Below are 14777 nucleotides of genomic sequence, written 5' to 3'. Positions count from 1 at the left end.
GTGGCGAGACACCTGGGATGCCCGGTCGGGACGGATTAGAACCAGTGAGAACGTTCGACAAAATCACTGATCCGTTTGATGCAGAAAGTGGATACGATAAAGCGAGGCTTCGAGGTGGCTTGGTCAGAACCCAAGTCGTGTTGGGGGATGGCGGTGAGCTACGAATTTCACATCACTCGTGCGGATCGTTGGCCTGAGAACGTGCATTGGTCCGAGAGCCAGTGCGAAGTCATCGGCTTCAACGAATGGGAGAATTTGGTAAAGGCAGACCCCGAGTTGGCGATCGACTATTCTGACCGCCTGACGATCGACGAGTTGGAGCGTCTGGTGGACGGAACACCAGAGTTGGCGGAGTGCCGCAGCGAGGTCGGCTTCCGATTCTCGAAGCAACAGGCGCGGCGTCTGAAGGAATTGGCGGAGGATCTCAAGGGGGACGCCGCACCGGACCCGGAAGCAATCGAATCCGACACCGCCGAATGGGTGGGGCATCCGAATGGCGAGGAACGATGCTTCTGGTTCGAGCACGGGAGCATCTCCACGAAGAATCCCGATTTGGCGACCCTCGATAAAATGCTCCAGATCGCCGGCTCGCTCAACGCCTGCGTTCGGGGCGATGACGGGGAGCTCTGTCGGCGATACGGTCAGCGGTTCGAGTGCTTCGAACCCGAGCGGGGATGGTGCCCACTCGAAGAATTTCACCGGGGCCGGCCCGATTGGGGACAGGACATCCTCCGGGAGATTGCTCAGAGCCCGTTCGGCACTCGCTGTGTCCCATGATCCGTGCGCCATCCAATGGCAAAACGCTGTAGTCCCAGGCGTTCGAGCGAGGTGAGATCCCTCGAGTCGCCGAACTCACTGGACTGCTTCGGTTCACAATCCGGACAGGCTTGGGGGAACTCCATCCTTCCTCTCCTCCACTCGGCCAGGGGCGATCCCGATACGGTCGAGTTCGCCGTCGAGACTTTACTGTGGTGAGGGAGGCACACGGGCATTCGAGCGTCTCAGCGCCAACCGGAAAGCCCAGCCCCCCACTTGACCTACTTGGCGGTTTTCCCAGGGGCGGCGGACTTGCTCTTGGCGATCTCCGACTCGTACTTCGAGACCGATTGAGTCGTTGGATCCTTCGCCTCCGCGGTCGATCCTGACTGGTCACCACAGCCTGACAGGGCAAGGAGCGCGGGGGCCGCGAGCAGGAGTGAGAAAACGAGGGCACGCAGGCGGATTGTTACGTACATGCGAGAATCCTTCACTAAATTCGAGGAGGCTGGTATCCAGGAAAAGAGGATACGCCGAAATATTCATAATTTCTGAATGTCAATCGATCGACTGGAAGTGTGCTGGCCTTGCGCGATTGGTGGCCGTCGAATCTCTCCCACACCTGGGGGGGCGGGTGGAGGGGAGTGGCTGGCCAAGAATCCTGGGCGAGGTTCAAGCCCTTTTTCCTCGCCCCACGACCGATCGATCGATCTGACCCGCCTCGGTGGCCGGCCTGGCAATGCGGTTCGGGGTCAGTAGGCGTCGGCGCTGATGACTTCGCCGCCGTTGCGGGTGCCGAGACCCATGTAGGTCTTCTGGGCGACGCTGTCCTTGATGAAGCGGACGCTGCCGTCGGCCATCAAGAAGCCGGTGCCGCCGGGGTGCGGGCTGGTGGCCATCGCCAGGCCGTTCTGCTCGGGCCAGCAGTCGGGACTGCAGTCCGACCGGCAACCCATCACGTGCTGGCCATTGGGGGGCTGGATCGTGTTGAACAAGGAGAGTTCAAATCCGCCGACGGTCCACCACCTTCCGGCCCAATTCGCCTCGGTCACGCCGGCCTTACGGTAGCCGTTGGCGTCGCACTGGGTTTCCATCTGCTGGTACAGGCTGAACTCGACCTGGGCGTTGCCCGTGACCGGGTCGCCGGCCGCGGTTAAGGCCCACACACCGACGCCGCCGCCCCAGCCATCGGAACGGCTCCACCGGGCCCGCTGGCCGTCGCCGCCCATCTGCTCGCCGAACGCGATGGTGTTCGACGTGCCGTCAAGGCAGTCGCGAATCCCGTAGCAGAGGTCGACGGTGAAGATGCCGTTGGTGGGGAATCCGATGCCCTGGCCATTGGATCCGCCCCCCTTCTGGATCTTGGCGTAGGTACCGGTGCTCCCTTTGTAATTGTTCTGGATCAGACCGTCGCGACCCCCGTCGGAGGGGCAGAGGAACGAAGCCACCGTCATGTTCAGGGTCGTGACATTCGCGGCGTCCGACGGCGCCCAATAATTGAAGTTGAGGCAGTTGAACGCCGCCCCCTGTTCCATATACGGCGCCAACAACGCGAGGCAGCCCCAATACTGCCACGCCCCATTTTGCCCGCTGGGTCCGATGCCAGGACGCATCTCACCGATCGGGAAGGTGTCCAGCCCACTATGGTAGTTGTGCATCGCCAACCCGATCTGCTTGAGGTTGTTGATGCATTGCGCACGGCGGGCGGCCTCACGGGCCGCTTGCACCGCCGGCAAGAGCAATGCGATCAAGACGGCAATGATGGCGATCACTACGAGCAACTCGATCAAAGTAAAGCCACGTGAGCGTTTCATCATGAGCCCCCCTCATTATACCCTTCGCATTAATGGCAAGGATGCATCCATGCCAAACAAAGCGTGGATATTCCACCCCTGCCAATCCGACGACATCCTGTCGGCAGCCACGGACAGGAACAATACTGATAGGAAAAAGGTGATGGAGTCTGGGAGATTAAGAACATCAGTGAGATCCGCCCCTGAGTTGGATGCCTCGGAGAGCGGGTCAATGAAGCATCCCGCCGCGACACGGCTCTGTCAAATAAATTCTGCAATTTCTGGAAATCGGGTGATTTACAGGTGGTAAGAACCAGTATGTCCGTATTTCATCGTTTTGAAGAGGCGAGTGCTCGTGGCCAGAATCGCAAGTCGTTGCCGCGAGGCAGCAAGTCGAGCGGATGGCCGGGTGTTCGCTTTGTAAGTTGCTTGTGTTATGAGGGTTGAAGCTTATTCTTCCGCAGTCCGATTGCGTCAATCTGGCGGTGAGGCAGGGGAGCCGAAACTCGGTGTCATGCAGCCAAGGCGCCAGGCTTTGGGAGCGAGCCATCGTTCCGAGATCTGGCTTCGCGACGACGAACGGACGCCCGTTCCTCGCCTGGGTCTTGGTCCAGTGATCGGTTTTCAAGTCGACTAAAAAACGGAAATTTCGGAATAGCTTATGAGTGTAGGAATCTTGGATCCTGCGATTGGATCGCTCGGACATGCCTCGAACTTACTGCGGGGTGAATGCCGGGTCTGGAGGTCCGAATTGACTGACGGTCGCCGGGATGATCCAGGTTCAGTACTAACGGCGGAGGGTGCCAGGAGTGGTTGAAATCGCCATTGTAAGCCGGTGTGTTTGGTGGTGCAATGCGATTGCGGTGCCAGGCGGATCTGTCTGAAGTCGTCCCGGACGAAAATGCGCCCGGCGATTTGCGGGCATCCGCGCACGGCGGCCGGGACGAACCCGGGGGTTCGCCCGTGCCTGGTCTCTCGTGCCGGTCGGCTCAGGGCCGATTCGTCGCCAGTCGTCGGCCGCGCTGAGAGCGGAGGTGGTATTTCAGGCCGGTGGTGAAGAAGCAGAGTCCTGCGACGACGCCGTAGATGAGCGGAGCGAATCGAGGGTATCGGGCCATCGGGACGATCGTGAGAAAGGTCAAGGCGGCCTGGACGTAATAGCTTCCCGACAGGATGCCCCCCTTCACCAAGAAGAGCGCTCCGTTCATCACCGCGATCATGGGCGCGAGAGTCAGGACAGGCAGGCCGAGAAGCCATTCGACGAGAAAGATCAGGTTGATGCCGATGACGCCCGCGCCCCAGACATGGGCGAGTTGCCGCTCGACGAATGCGATCGGGCCCCCGCGTCGACGGAGCGTCCAGAACAAGGCCGCCCAGGCCCCGAGGCCGACGGTGAAGATGGCGACATACGGCCAGCGCGCGGAGACGCCCCGCCAGAGGAGCCAGTTCGTCAGTCCGAAGAAGACGATCAGGGCCACGCTGTGGCAGATCCAGAGCATTCCCCAGTTCTCGAGGACGGCCGCGTGATGGGTCTCGCCCAGGAGCCGAGCCGCCAGCGCGCGGAGGGTCGTGGAACGCGCTGAGACGGGCTCGCCGGCCAGGAACGCGTCGAGGTCGTCTCCCAGCGCGGCCGCCGTGGGATAGCGGAGGTTGGGCGGTTTCTGAAGGCACTTCAGCGCGATCATCTCGAGGTCGGCGTTGACCAATGGGTTCAGGAGCCGGGGCGGGACCGGGTCCTGCTCGAGCAGGAGGAGCACGGTATCGAGCGGGGAGGGGGCCTGGAACGGGGGGCGGCCGGTGAGCATCTGGTAGAGGATGGCGCCCAGGCTGTAGACGTCGCTGGCGGGGCCGATCGGGCCCCAACTCCGCGAGGCCTGCTCGGGAGACATATAACTCGGCGTTCCCAGGATCGCCCCGCTCTGGGTCAGGCTGCCGTCGACGTCGATCAATTTCGCCAGGCCGAAGTCACCGACATATGCTTCGCCGTCCCGGTCCAGCAGGATGTTCGACGGCTTCAAATCGCGGTGGAGGACCCCCTGGGAATGGGCGTGCTGCACTGCCCGGCTGACCTGAACCAAGAGCTTCGCGGCCTCGTTGGCGGTCATCGGGCCATCGGCCAGACGTTTCGCAAGCGTTGTGCCGTCGATATACGTCATCACGAAGTAGGGCTGGCCTTCGTATTCATTAATATAGTGCAACGGGACGATGTGAGGATGAGCGAGCTTTGCGGCCGCCGCGGTCTCCGCGCGGAATCGGGCCAGGTCGTTGGCGCCGGCTGACTCGCCGCGCAGCAGGCATTTCAACGCCACGATCCGACCGTGCTCGAGCTCCAACGCGCGATAGACGACCCCCATGCCCCCACGGCCCAGCTCCTCCAACAACTGGTGGTTTCCGAGTCTCCGAGCGCCCGGTTCGAGCAAGGTCGGTCGTGGTGTGCGACCGTGTTGGGAGCCGGACGACCAGGCGGCGGTTGCTTCCAGCGGGACCGCCAGATCTTCGGCGATCCGCGCTGTGGCCCAGAGCGCGCGGACCTCGTCCGCGAGTTCAGGGTGACGGCGTGCCGCCCCTTCGACGTCGGGCACGAGTCCTTGGCGGAGCTCGTCCGTCAGGGCTTGAAGCAGTGCGACAAGCTGGGTCTCGTGTTCGGTGGATTCGATGAGGTCTTGGTCCTGGTCCTGGTTTCGCGGCGGGTGAGGCGCGCTCATGCCTGTCCTCTCAACGAGGGCGTTTCCCCCAGGATCGTCCGCAGGCGGCGGAGCGCGCGAAGGTGCCGCATCCCGGCCGCCGCTTCGCTGACGCCGAGCTGTCGCGCGACGTCGCCGTTGGAGAGTTGTTCGAAGTGACGCATCAGCACGATCTCACGGTCGTTGTCCTCGAGCTGGTTGAGTGCGTCGCGAAAGCGTCGTTCTAACTCGAGGCGCAAGACGGCGGCCGCCGGAGTCAGGTTCGGGTCGCGGAGCTGCGCCGCCAGATCCATCGACGAGCGATCGACGAACGCAGGGGCGGCCAGTGACTGCTCGCGATCGAGACTGCGCCGGGCGGCGACGCGATGTCGTCGGTGCTCGTCGATCATATGGTCACGGGCAATGTGGCGAAGCCAGAGGTGAAACGGCATCACCGGATTCCGCAGGTATTCCGCCAGACGTTGATTGGCTTTGAGGAGCACTTCTTGAACGACGTCACTCGCGTCGACGCGTCGTTCGAGCGCGTGGTCGAGCCGGTGAAGGATCATCCTCCGGAGCGGTTCGCGGTGCCGCTCCCAGAGCCGCTCCTTTGCCGAGGCGCCCTCCTGCTCGACGTGTTTCAGCAGGACTTCGGTCTCGTTTGCGTCAGGCCACATGGTGCGGCTCGGGCCGGTGTCGGTTCCTCATCAAGTTCTCAGTATAACGCTCGGTTCCGCGCAGCGGCCACCAGGCATCCAGGCGGGCACGCTCCCTTTTTTTGGGGTTTGTTCTGGAAACCGGGTTAAGAACGAGGCGGTGGCTCGGTTGGGGAAGGGTGGCCGGAGCCGAAACGATTGACCGTGAGTTTCAAGACGGTTCGTGGCGCATCGCGTGCCGCAACCGTGGGAGGTCTGCAAATGTACGTCGTCTACTCCTATCTCGCGTACCTGACGATCAGCATCGGGCTCACGATCTGGGTGGCTCGCACGCTCATGAAAAACGGACGCGTGTTCTTGATCGACGCATTTCTTGAGAACGAGAGGCTCGCGGACTCCGTCAACCACTTACTTGTCGTCGGGTTTTACCTGGTCAATTTCGGCTACGTCAGCCTCGCGCTCAAATATGGCGATCGGCCGGTCGATTTGCCCGGCGCGATCGAGACCCTGAGCACGAAGGTGGGGGTGGTCTTGTTGGTCCTGGGGGGGATGCACTTCTTCAACCTCTACCTCTTCACCAAGCTTCGCCGGCGTTCCATGCTCCGAAGCCAGAAGCCGCCGGTCCTGCCCGAGCGCTTCATCGAGCCGGCTCGCGAGTACAGCCATTCTTGACGGTGGGTGCAGGTGAGGGGCGGGAGTGAGCGTTCGCTCCCGCCCGGGCTTGTGGGAGGGCTTCCGCATGCGACGTCTCTTCGTGCTTTATGACGACCGGTGCGGGCTCTGCACCTGGGCGCGGCGCTGGCTGACGCGACAGCCGGCTTTCCTGGAGTTCGTCTTCATCCCCAAAGGCTCGGCCTGGGCCTTGCGGATCTTCCCCGACCTTTCGGCGCCCGATGCGGTCGACGACCTCGTGGTCGTCTCGGACGAAGGCGGCGTCTACCGTGAGGCTCAGGCCTGGATCATGTGCCTCTACGCCCTGGTCGAATACCGCGAGTGGTCACTCCGCCTGGCGCAGCCGCTTCTCTTTCCGTTTGCCCGTGAGACGTTCGCCCTGATCTCGACGGGTCGCAGGCGCCTCTCGGCGTGGCTCAACCTGGCGAGCGATGCCGAGATCGCGAATACGCTTCGGCCTTATCAAGGGGCCGTTTGCGAGATCCAGGTTCCCGAAGCCCTCCTCGCCTCGAACGCTCCGACCGTCGGTTGACGATTCGACGATTGCGGTTGCCTCGATGGGAAGTGCCGCTCCCTGCCTTCGTGTTCATGAAGAAATCAGTGGTAGAGGTTGGTGGGCCGCGCCTCGCTTACAAGTCGAGAAATCTTGATGCAAAGCGACTTGTGGGGAGGGCACGACTCACCAACGGATCGCCTCGGGAGCCCGACGAACGGCGTTATTGCGCCGAACGGGGCTGATACGAATGGACTTCGTCCACGAGTGCGATCACGTGGTCGACGGGGGTGGTGGGCAAGATCCCATGCCCGAGGTTGAAGATGTGACCGGGCCGGCCCGCCGCCTGGTCGAGGATTCGCCTGGTCTGGCGCTTGATCTCGGGGATCGGCGCGAAGAGTAAGGTGGGATCGAGGTTGCCTTGAACTCCGACCTTGGGCCCGAGCCGATTCCAGGACTGGTCGAGGTCGACTCGCCAGTCGAGCCCGATGACGTCGCCGCCGGCGTCGCGTTGAAGTTCCAGGAGCGAGCCGGTGTCGGTGCCGAAGTGGATCACGGGAGTCGCCGGATCGAGGCCTTCGAAGAGCCGGCGCATGTGGGGAAGCACGAACCGACGGTAATCGTCGGGGCCGAGGTTGCCGACCCAGCTATCGAAGATCTGAAGCACCTGGGCTCCCGCGGCGACCTGGGCATTGAGATAGAGCGTGGTCGCGGCGACGAGCCGTTCCATCAACGCATCCCAGGCGCCCGGATCGCGATACATGAAGGTCTTGGCCTTCTCATAATGGCGTGATCCCCCTCCTTCGATCGCGTAGCAAGCCAGAGTGAAGGGAGCGCCCGCGAAGCCGATCAGGGGCATCCCCGACGGGAGCGCTGAGCGAATCGAGGTCACCGCGCGGTAGACGTAGTCGAGCGGAGAGGGATCCTCCATCCAGCGGATCCGGTCAACGTCGGCCGCCGTGCGGACCGGGTTGTGGATGACTGGCCCCTCGCCCTTGGCGAACTCGAGGTCGAGGCCCATCGGCTCAAGGATCAGGAGGATGTCCGCGAACAGGATCGCGGCGTCGACGCCCAACCGCTCGGCGGCGGTTACGGTCACCTCGGTCGCGAGCTCGGGATTCTTGCACAGCTCCAGGAACGAAACCTTGGCACGGAGCTCGCGATACTCCGACATGTAGCGCCCGGCTTGTCTCATCAGCCAGACCGGCGTGACGTCGGTCGGCTCGAGGCGGCACGCCTTGAGGAATCGACTTTGCCTGAGCGTATCATTCATGGTGGATTGCGAGGCGGGGGTTGGCATGGGGATGTTGTCTTCGGGATTCGTTCGGTAGGCGATCGCAAACTATTTTACGCCAGGTGCCGTAGAAGAAGGAATGGCGTCCTGACGAGGGCGACCAACGGCCCAGACTTTCGACTCACTTTCCCCTTTTTTCGGAATCTCGCCAATCTCCGACCGGGATGAGCGAGGAGTTGCGATCGGGCAGGGGGGTAGGCCCGCGCGAGGACGGGGCGTACAATTTCAGTCGGATTCGAGGAGCTTTTCCAGGGATTGAACCAAGAATCCCGAATCCTTTGTAGATCAAGGGATGAGGGATTTTTTGCCGAAGCCTGAGTGGAGTAGTCTCTTTACTGTAAAGGGTTTACGTCGAAGGGCAACGGATGCTGGGACCGATTCGTGATAATCCAGGTTCTCGCTGGCTTTGGCCGCGATTCACGAGCGAGAACTTTCTGATAACCATTCGATTTGCGGCGTTTTCTCGACGAGTTTTATAACGATGGACCGCGTTGATCCTCATGCAGGACGGAATCAAGAGTTTAGTTCCTATAACAACGGCGAGAACTCCGAGGTGGCTCGCCGGAGAATCGTTCAGGCTTCCGGCACTCGTGGCCTTTCGGGTACTCGGACAACAGAGGACGAGGAACTGCTGAATCGTCCGGTGCCTCCGTCTCCGCAGGCCCAGGCACCGGAATTGGCCGCGTTCACGCATACCGACCCTTGGCGGGTCTTGCGGATCCAGGGCGAGTTTGTCAACGGGATCGATGCACTGGCCGAGGTGGGCGCGGGGGTGGCGATCTTTGGCTCGGCCCGGTTCGGTGAGGACAACCCGTTTTATGCCGACGCACGAGGGCTCGGGGCCAAGCTGGCCGAGGCTGGCTTCGCCGTAATTACCGGCGGTGGGCCCGGCCTGATGGAAGCGGCCAACCGGGGAGCCTACGAGGCGGGCGGAATCTCGGTGGGATGCAATATCGAGCTCCCGTTCGAACAGTCGGAGAACCGATATACAACGCTCTCGATCGACTTCCGCTACTTTTTCGTTCGGAAGACGATGTTCGTGAAATACGCCAATGGGTTCGTGATCTTTCCCGGCGGGTTCGGTACCTTGGATGAGTTGTTCGAGGCCTTGACCTTGGTCCAGACCCGGAAGATCAGCCGGTTCCCGATCGTGCTCTTCGGCTCGGCCTACTGGAGTGGTTTGCTCGACTGGATCAAGGGAACCCAGCTTGTCCATGGAGCGATCTCGGCCGAGGATCTGAATCTGCTGATCGTGACCGACTCGATCGACGAAGCCCGCGACGTGATTGTCGACTGCTACAATACGCGTTGCTGGACGACCTGGAAGAAGTCGGAAGGGGCCAAGCTCGACGCCGACCCGCCGGGGGCGCCGGCCACGGCCATCGACCCTGCCAAGTCCGACGCGCAATAGTCGATCCGAGTTGGATTTGATCGTCCGTCCCACCGGCCCCGCCCTGACCCGCCTGAGCCCTCCGCAGGAGCCCTTGTGACATGACCATCGCCCCCGACGTGACCGTTCAGGACGCCGAGGTGTTTCGCGCACTCGAGCAGACGCTGAGTGCCTCGGGTCCTCGAGCCGCACTCGACCAATTGGTCGATCACCTCGCCGAGCGGGGGGAGTTTCGCGCCCTGCTCGATGCACTCTTACTGCGGGCCCGCCATGAGCTCGAACTCCCCTTGATCCAGGTTGGCTCCCTGAATGACTTGCCGGAGCCGACGCGAGCCCAGTACGAAGAACGCTACGTCGAGGCGATCCGCTCGGTCGGCGACCGACTCTTGAAGGCTGGGGATATCGCCTCGGCCTGGCCCTACTTTCGGGCGATCGGCGAGCCCGAGCCGGTCCGACGCGCCATCGACGCCTATCAAGCGGTCGAAGGGGACGAGCAGATCAACCAGATCGTCGAGGTCGCCTTCAATCAAGGCGCCAATCCTCGCAAGGGCTTTGAGCTGATCCTTCAGCACTACGGGACCTGCTCGGCGATCTCGGCCTTCGAGCATCTCCCCCCCGACGAGGCGACCCGCGTCGCTTGTTCCGATCGTCTGGTCCGACAGCTCCATGAACATCTGGTCGCCAACCTGCGCGCGGAAATCGCCCAGCGCGGCCAACCGATGCCCGCGGAAGGAAGCCTGATTCCTGCCCTCCTCGCCGGCAACGACTGGCTGTTCCTCGAAGACGCCTACCACATCGACGTCTCCCACCTCTCGGCGACGGCGCGGTTGGCTCCGATGTTGACCGACCCCGAGACGCTCAAGCTCGCGGCCGGGCTCTGCGAGTATGGTCGACGGCTTTCGGAACGGTACCAGTATGAGGGAGAGTCTCCGTTCGAGAAGACGTTCGACGACCATGCGGTCTACCTGGCCGCGCTCCTCGGTCAGGATGTCGATCTCGCCCTGGCCCATTTTCGCCAAAAGCTCGATTCTCCCGATCCCGATCGGCCGGATCGATCCCTGCCGGCGCAAGTGCTTGTCGGTCTGATGGTGCGACTCGGTCGGCTCGACCAGGCGATTGAAGTCGCGGCCGAGCACCTGGCGGGGCTCCCGGAGTCCAGCCTGATCTGCCCGGGCGTCGCGCAACTCTGCCAGCGGGCCGGTCAGCCCGACCGGCTCGCGGCGATCGCCCGTAAGCAAGGCGATCTCGTCAATTTCACGGCCGCCCTCCTCCAAGCGGCTGCTCCCAAGAACATCCCGCCCAGTGCAGACCGTTGATTCGACCCTGACACCGTATCGCCCGAGGGTGTCTCGATTTGGGGGATTAGGAAACCGGCCGCGGCTTGATTTCGGGGGCCCGGTCGATTTTTTGTGGCATGGTTGTTTACGAACTGATGAACGAGATGCGTGGCGAGAGTCGTGGAGGTGCCGGTCAATGACACGCCTGAGATTGACACTTGCGGGCGTTGCCTTGACGGTCGTCTGGGTCGCCATGAGTCTGGCCGACGAGCCGGCGAGTGTCGCCCTGTTTGATGGCAAGACGCTCACCGGGTGGACGCTCGAGCACACCCAGCGGTTCGCGGTGCGCGACGGGGTGATCGTCAACGATGGCGGCACCGGTTGGCTGCGAAGTGACAAACGCTACAAGAACTTCGAGCTCGAGGCGGAATATCGCGCGGTGAACAAAGGCGCGGATAGCGGCATCTTTTTCCGAACGGCCACCGAGAGTTCACCCGAAGAACCGCACTGGCCTGCGCGAGGCTATCAACTCCAGGTCAGCGACTCCGAGAACAATTTCAAGGTGTTTGGCCATGGAACTCCTCCCCCCACCTCGGATCGGCACTCCGCGGAATTGAAGCAGGCGATGAAGGGTGCCGGGGAGTGGCAGCAGATTCGCCTGAAGGTGGTCGGAACCCGTGTCGAAGCGTCGTTGAACGGCGTACCCGTCACGGCATCCGATGCGATTGCGCTTCCTGAGGGCCATATCGGCCTCCAGGCGGAGCACGGGCATTTTGAGTGGCGCAGTCTCAAAATCAAGGAACTTCCGGCCTCTTAAGCGAAGCTAAGACCGGCCGTTGCGAGCTTGAAACCCATGTCACATTCACCGCGGATTCCCGATGCGCGTGAGGTCGACCGGATCGAGGCCTTGGTGACGGTCAACGACCCCGCAAAGGCTGACACCTTTTTGCTCGAATGCTTACCCGGCACCACCTGGCGGGTTCAAATCCGGACGGCGGACGTCTGGGCGACGATTCGTGATCGGACCCCGTTGGGATCGTTCGACGAACGTGTCTGTACCTGCCTGAGTCTCAGGCTGGCGCGGCCGGTCCCCGTGGAGCCCGGCCTGCGGTTCCAGATCATCGCCGAGGATGATGAGTCGTTGAGCGCCTCGGGCTTGGTCCGCCCCTGGGCCGTTTGACAGTCCCGTTAAATTGCCGTTGCCTTGGGTGAATCTGTTCCCGGAGGTTGGTTCGGTCTGGCCGTCGGGAATCAGTCCAGGCGCCGTTCACGCCCCCCAACACGTCGGGTCAGATCGGGGAGGGATTCACGGCCGGTTCGTCCGGATCGGGGTCATCCCAAGAAAGGCCCGCCTCGGCGAGTGCCTGGGCGGGCAGTTCTTGGAATCGGCTGAGGAGGAAGTCTCGACCCCAGTCCTCGTTCTCGATCGCCTCGAGTGGGGGCAGGCCCACGATACCGAAACGGCCGGACAGGAGTTCGTACGCTTCGGCCACTCCGAGCTCGACGATCGGCATCAGCGCCATGATGACGACCGGTCGGAGGTGCGCACCACGATGGGAGCGAGCTGCCAGACGCCTTTGCCGCGGCTGACCCAGCGGAATCCGGGTGGAGCGACCCAGACGTCATCTGAGTCTTGATGCGAGTCCGAATCGGAATCCGAGGAGCGGCCCTCGGCAAGAACCTGTCTGAGCTCGGCTCCGGCCACGACGTAGATAAAGATCGCCAGGACGACTTGAATCCAGTCGCCATGCACCATGCTGTAGAGGCCGAACAAGGTGGCCAATCCCCGGCCAATCGAGGCCGCGATCATGGTGGCTCGGACCCGACCGAGCCAGCCGCTCAACGCGGCCCGTAAAACGCGTCCGCCGTCCATCGGGAAGGCGGGGATCATGTTGAACAACACCAGGACGATGTTGATCGACAGGAGGTTTACGGCGAAGGCACCGAGGATCGCCGCGTTACCCGGACCATCAAACAGGCCGAGCCCCAGCGCCGACGCGAGAATCGCGGCGATCACGACGTTTACCGCGGGACCAGCCAGGGCGATGGCCATCTCGGCGCCGGGCGACTTGGGCATCCGCCGCAGTCTGGCCACGCCACCGATCGGGTAGAGGGTGATATCCTCGGTCTCGATTCCAAATCTTCGGGCCATGAGCGCATGGCCAAATTCATGGAGCAGGACGCAGCTAAAGGCCGCCATCACGAGCAAGATCGCCGGGAGGCCGCCCAGCACCATGCCTGCGTAGGCGAGGATCAGCATGAAGGTCGGGTGGAGGTAAACGTCAATTCCCGCCAGCCGGCCCAACTTCCAGGAACTTTGCATGACCTTGTTTTCCTTTCTCGAAGGGCGGACCCTTCTCTTCTCTCTAGTACTTCGCACTTCGAGTGAGGAATGTTCAGCCCAACTATCAACAAACCGTTGTTTGAATGAAATCTTTTGCCCTGAGTGCAGCCACTCAGGGTGCCTGCTCCCAACTGTCGCGCGCGAGCGGTCCCTGGAGCAGAGGCGTGGGAAGTTGACTTCCCGCCGGACTGATCATCTTCGCATAAACCGTGCCGTCGATCGAGTCACTGAGGAATCGTGTCGCTCCATCGCAAAAAACGAAGTTCCCGCCACCGGGATGGCCGCTACTGGCGAACGGGAACGAACCCTCGATACGCAAGTTCTGGCCATAGCCAATATTCTCGTAGGTTCCCGGCCGATTTGCCCAGGCCCAGCCGGTGCCATCCTTGCCGGATGTGTCGGGTTTCAAGGATCCAGCGAGACAATCGGTCGTCGATCGAGCCGATCGGCAAACATCGTCCGAGGCAATGAACATGCAGAAATTCGGCAGAGGGCAGGCCCAGTTGGTCGGGATTCCTCCCGAGTAAGGAGTCCCCGGGGAATAGCCTGCCAACGTATTCTCGGCGAGGAGGAGGGTCTCGCTCGATCCGTCGGGGATGTCGTTCGGCCCCGTGACGATGTCCCAGGGCTGGTCGCCCGTGCTCGTGCCCAGGAACATGACTCCCAACTTACGACTGACCGCTTGGGTCTCTTGCCAGGTGCCGCCGGGCGGAATCCATTGCAGCGCTCCGCCGTTCTTGGATTGCCCATCCGCCTTCCCGCCATTCCAGCTCAACGGGATCGCGTGCCAGCGCGAGAAGCCGCCGTTGACGACGTAGCTCAGGTTGCCCTGACCCGTCGTCGTCGTCGTGTCATCGGGGCATCTCAGGACACCGAAGTCACCTGAACAGATTTTGAGATTACCGAAATTTGTGGTGCTGAGGTAGGATTCGCTACGGTCCCAACCATTTGAGACGTCATTAGAATCTAGATAAGGAATTATGTCGATTACCCAACTGCGGCGCCAGCCATCAGTATCTCCTTTGAATGCGGCGGGGTTCTCGATTGAACGAGCGATGATCGACCGGGCCGGATCCCCGCCATGAATCGCCGGGTCGTCGAAAAAGGTCCCCGCGTTGGGATACTGGTTCTTGCTCGCGGTGAAGTTGATCAGGCTCAGAGCCAGTTGTCTCAGATTATTGGAACAATGCACCCGGCGACCTGCTTCGCGCGCGGCCTCGATGGCGGGGATGAGCAAACCGAAGAAGACGCCGATGACCAGCACCACGACCATCAGGTCGATCAGCTTGAAGCCGCGATGGGGATGGGAACGGATCAGCACGCGCGTGGTTCTCCCCAGGATCAGTTCCAGAAGAGGCTCTTGACCGAGCGATCAAATTAAAAAATCGGCATTCAAAAGAAGCGAGGAAGAGAGTGCAGGGGCCGTGCGCTTTGTTCGG

The 14777-nt window shown here is 62.0% G+C and carries 15 protein-coding genes; 7 read left to right on the top strand and 8 right to left on the bottom strand.

Annotated features, from left to right (window positions below; genetic code table 11):
• Nucleotides 1-114 precede the first annotated feature (114 nt).
• The gene (locus BUS42_RS35165) at nucleotides 115-777 is read left to right on the top strand and encodes a hypothetical protein (RefSeq protein ID WP_143206614.1); all 663 of its coding nucleotides are present in this window, start codon (nucleotides 115-117) and stop codon (nucleotides 775-777) included.
• Nucleotides 778-1037: 260 nt separating this feature from the next.
• On the opposite strand, the gene BUS42_RS35160 is transcribed toward BUS42_RS35165, so the two are convergent.
• The 4 genes from BUS42_RS35160 to BUS42_RS35145 all read right to left on the bottom strand — a co-directional run bounded on the left by BUS42_RS35160 (nucleotide 1038) and on the right by BUS42_RS35145 (nucleotide 5889).
• Nucleotides 1038-1235, bottom strand: a complete 198-nt coding sequence (locus tag BUS42_RS35160; protein WP_074314981.1) for a hypothetical protein — start codon at nucleotides 1233-1235, stop codon at nucleotides 1038-1040.
• Nucleotides 1236-1508: 273 nt separating this feature from the next.
• Entirely contained in the window at nucleotides 1509-2573 is a 1065-nt protein-coding gene (locus BUS42_RS35155; RefSeq protein ID WP_074314979.1) for a DUF1559 domain-containing protein, read from the bottom strand.
• Between the two features lie 965 nt (nucleotides 2574-3538).
• Nucleotides 3539-5254, bottom strand: coding sequence for a serine/threonine-protein kinase (locus tag BUS42_RS35150; RefSeq protein ID WP_074314976.1), 1716 nt, complete (start codon nucleotides 5252-5254; stop codon nucleotides 3539-3541).
• Entirely contained in the window at nucleotides 5251-5889 is a 639-nt protein-coding gene (locus BUS42_RS35145; RefSeq protein ID WP_074314973.1) for a sigma-70 family RNA polymerase sigma factor, read from the bottom strand. Before BUS42_RS35145 ends, BUS42_RS35150 begins: the two co-directional genes overlap by 4 nt.
• Before the next feature lie 240 nt (nucleotides 5890-6129).
• On the opposite strand from BUS42_RS35145, the gene BUS42_RS35140 reads away from it, so the two are divergent.
• Together BUS42_RS35140 and BUS42_RS35135 are read left to right on the top strand one after the other, a co-directional pair.
• The gene (locus BUS42_RS35140) at nucleotides 6130-6540 is read left to right on the top strand and encodes a hypothetical protein (protein ID WP_074314972.1); all 411 of its coding nucleotides are present in this window, start codon (nucleotides 6130-6132) and stop codon (nucleotides 6538-6540) included.
• A gap of 67 nt (nucleotides 6541-6607) precedes the next feature.
• Nucleotides 6608-7072: a DCC1-like thiol-disulfide oxidoreductase family protein gene (locus BUS42_RS35135; protein ID WP_074314970.1), complete on the top strand. Its 465-nt coding sequence runs from the start codon at nucleotides 6608-6610 to the stop codon at nucleotides 7070-7072.
• A gap of 184 nt (nucleotides 7073-7256) precedes the next feature.
• On the opposite strand, the gene hemE is transcribed toward BUS42_RS35135, so the two are convergent.
• Nucleotides 7257-8333: a uroporphyrinogen decarboxylase gene (gene hemE / locus BUS42_RS35130; RefSeq protein WP_083671018.1), complete on the bottom strand. Its 1077-nt coding sequence runs from the start codon at nucleotides 8331-8333 to the stop codon at nucleotides 7257-7259.
• A 475-nt stretch (nucleotides 8334-8808) separates the two neighbouring features.
• Between hemE and BUS42_RS35125 the strand changes: the two genes are divergently transcribed.
• The 4 genes from BUS42_RS35125 to BUS42_RS35110 all read left to right on the top strand — a co-directional run bounded on the left by BUS42_RS35125 (nucleotide 8809) and on the right by BUS42_RS35110 (nucleotide 12174).
• Nucleotides 8809-9738 carry an LOG family protein gene (locus tag BUS42_RS35125; protein WP_074314967.1) on the top strand — a complete coding sequence of 310 codons (930 nt, stop codon included), beginning with the start codon at nucleotides 8809-8811 and terminating at the stop codon, nucleotides 9736-9738.
• Between the two features lie 80 nt (nucleotides 9739-9818).
• A complete protein-coding gene (locus tag BUS42_RS35120) occupies nucleotides 9819-11033 on the top strand; it encodes a hypothetical protein (RefSeq protein WP_074314964.1) in 1215 nt (404 codons plus the stop codon).
• Nucleotides 11034-11190: 157 nt separating this feature from the next.
• Entirely contained in the window at nucleotides 11191-11811 is a 621-nt protein-coding gene (locus BUS42_RS35115) for a 3-keto-disaccharide hydrolase (protein ID WP_074314962.1), read from the top strand.
• Between the two features lie 36 nt (nucleotides 11812-11847).
• The gene (locus BUS42_RS35110; protein WP_074314960.1) at nucleotides 11848-12174 is read left to right on the top strand and encodes a hypothetical protein; all 327 of its coding nucleotides are present in this window, start codon (nucleotides 11848-11850) and stop codon (nucleotides 12172-12174) included.
• Nucleotides 12175-12283: 109 nt separating this feature from the next.
• Here BUS42_RS35110 and BUS42_RS35105 read toward each other — a convergent pair whose 3' ends face one another.
• The 3 genes from BUS42_RS35105 to BUS42_RS35095 form a co-directional block, all read right to left on the bottom strand.
• Nucleotides 12284-12517 (bottom strand): hypothetical protein, encoded by a 234-nt coding sequence (locus BUS42_RS35105; protein WP_074314958.1) that lies wholly within the window; start codon nucleotides 12515-12517, stop codon nucleotides 12284-12286.
• On the bottom strand, nucleotides 12508-13317 hold the full coding sequence (locus BUS42_RS35100; protein ID WP_074314956.1) for a site-2 protease family protein: 810 nt from the start codon (nucleotides 13315-13317) through the stop codon (nucleotides 12508-12510). Before BUS42_RS35100 ends, BUS42_RS35105 begins: the two co-directional genes overlap by 10 nt.
• Nucleotides 13318-13450: 133 nt before the next feature.
• Nucleotides 13451-14659 carry a DUF1559 family PulG-like putative transporter gene (locus BUS42_RS35095; protein WP_083671015.1) on the bottom strand — a complete coding sequence of 403 codons (1209 nt, stop codon included), beginning with the start codon at nucleotides 14657-14659 and terminating at the stop codon, nucleotides 13451-13453.
• Nucleotides 14660-14777 lie beyond the last annotated feature (118 nt).

The sequence above is a fragment of the Singulisphaera sp. GP187 genome (assembly GCF_900129635.1).
Taxonomy (GTDB): domain Bacteria; phylum Planctomycetota; class Planctomycetia; order Isosphaerales; family Isosphaeraceae; genus Singulisphaera.
Note: the sequence above shows the minus strand (reverse complement) of the source record. Positions and strands in the feature narration are given on the sequence as shown.

What these genes read in the sequence shown, in the direction of transcription:
- BUS42_RS35160 (WP_074314981.1), bottom strand. Translation starts at nt 1,235, where the DNA reads ATGTACGTAACAATCCGCCTGCGTGCCCTCGTTTTCTCACTCCTGCTC.
- BUS42_RS35155 (WP_074314979.1), bottom strand. Translation starts at nt 2,573, where the DNA reads ATGATGAAACGCTCACGTGGCTTTACTTTGATCGAGTTGCTCGTAGTG.
- BUS42_RS35150 (WP_074314976.1), bottom strand. Translation starts at nt 5,254, where the DNA reads ATGAGCGCGCCTCACCCGCCGCGAAACCAGGACCAGGACCAAGACCTC.
- BUS42_RS35145 (WP_074314973.1), bottom strand. Translation starts at nt 5,889, where the DNA reads ATGTGGCCTGACGCAAACGAGACCGAAGTCCTGCTGAAACACGTCGAG.
- BUS42_RS35140 (WP_074314972.1), top strand. Translation starts at nt 6,130, where the DNA reads ATGTACGTCGTCTACTCCTATCTCGCGTACCTGACGATCAGCATCGGG.
- BUS42_RS35135 (WP_074314970.1), top strand. Translation starts at nt 6,608, where the DNA reads ATGCGACGTCTCTTCGTGCTTTATGACGACCGGTGCGGGCTCTGCACC.
- hemE (WP_083671018.1), bottom strand. Translation starts at nt 8,333, where the DNA reads ATGCCAACCCCCGCCTCGCAATCCACCATGAATGATACGCTCAGGCAA.
- BUS42_RS35125 (WP_074314967.1), top strand. Translation starts at nt 8,809, where the DNA reads ATGGACCGCGTTGATCCTCATGCAGGACGGAATCAAGAGTTTAGTTCC.
- BUS42_RS35120 (WP_074314964.1), top strand. Translation starts at nt 9,819, where the DNA reads ATGACCATCGCCCCCGACGTGACCGTTCAGGACGCCGAGGTGTTTCGC.
- BUS42_RS35115 (WP_074314962.1), top strand. Translation starts at nt 11,191, where the DNA reads ATGACACGCCTGAGATTGACACTTGCGGGCGTTGCCTTGACGGTCGTC.
- BUS42_RS35110 (WP_074314960.1), top strand. Translation starts at nt 11,848, where the DNA reads ATGTCACATTCACCGCGGATTCCCGATGCGCGTGAGGTCGACCGGATC.
- BUS42_RS35105 (WP_074314958.1), bottom strand. Translation starts at nt 12,517, where the DNA reads ATGGCGCTGATGCCGATCGTCGAGCTCGGAGTGGCCGAAGCGTACGAA.
- BUS42_RS35100 (WP_074314956.1), bottom strand. Translation starts at nt 13,317, where the DNA reads ATGCAAAGTTCCTGGAAGTTGGGCCGGCTGGCGGGAATTGACGTTTAC.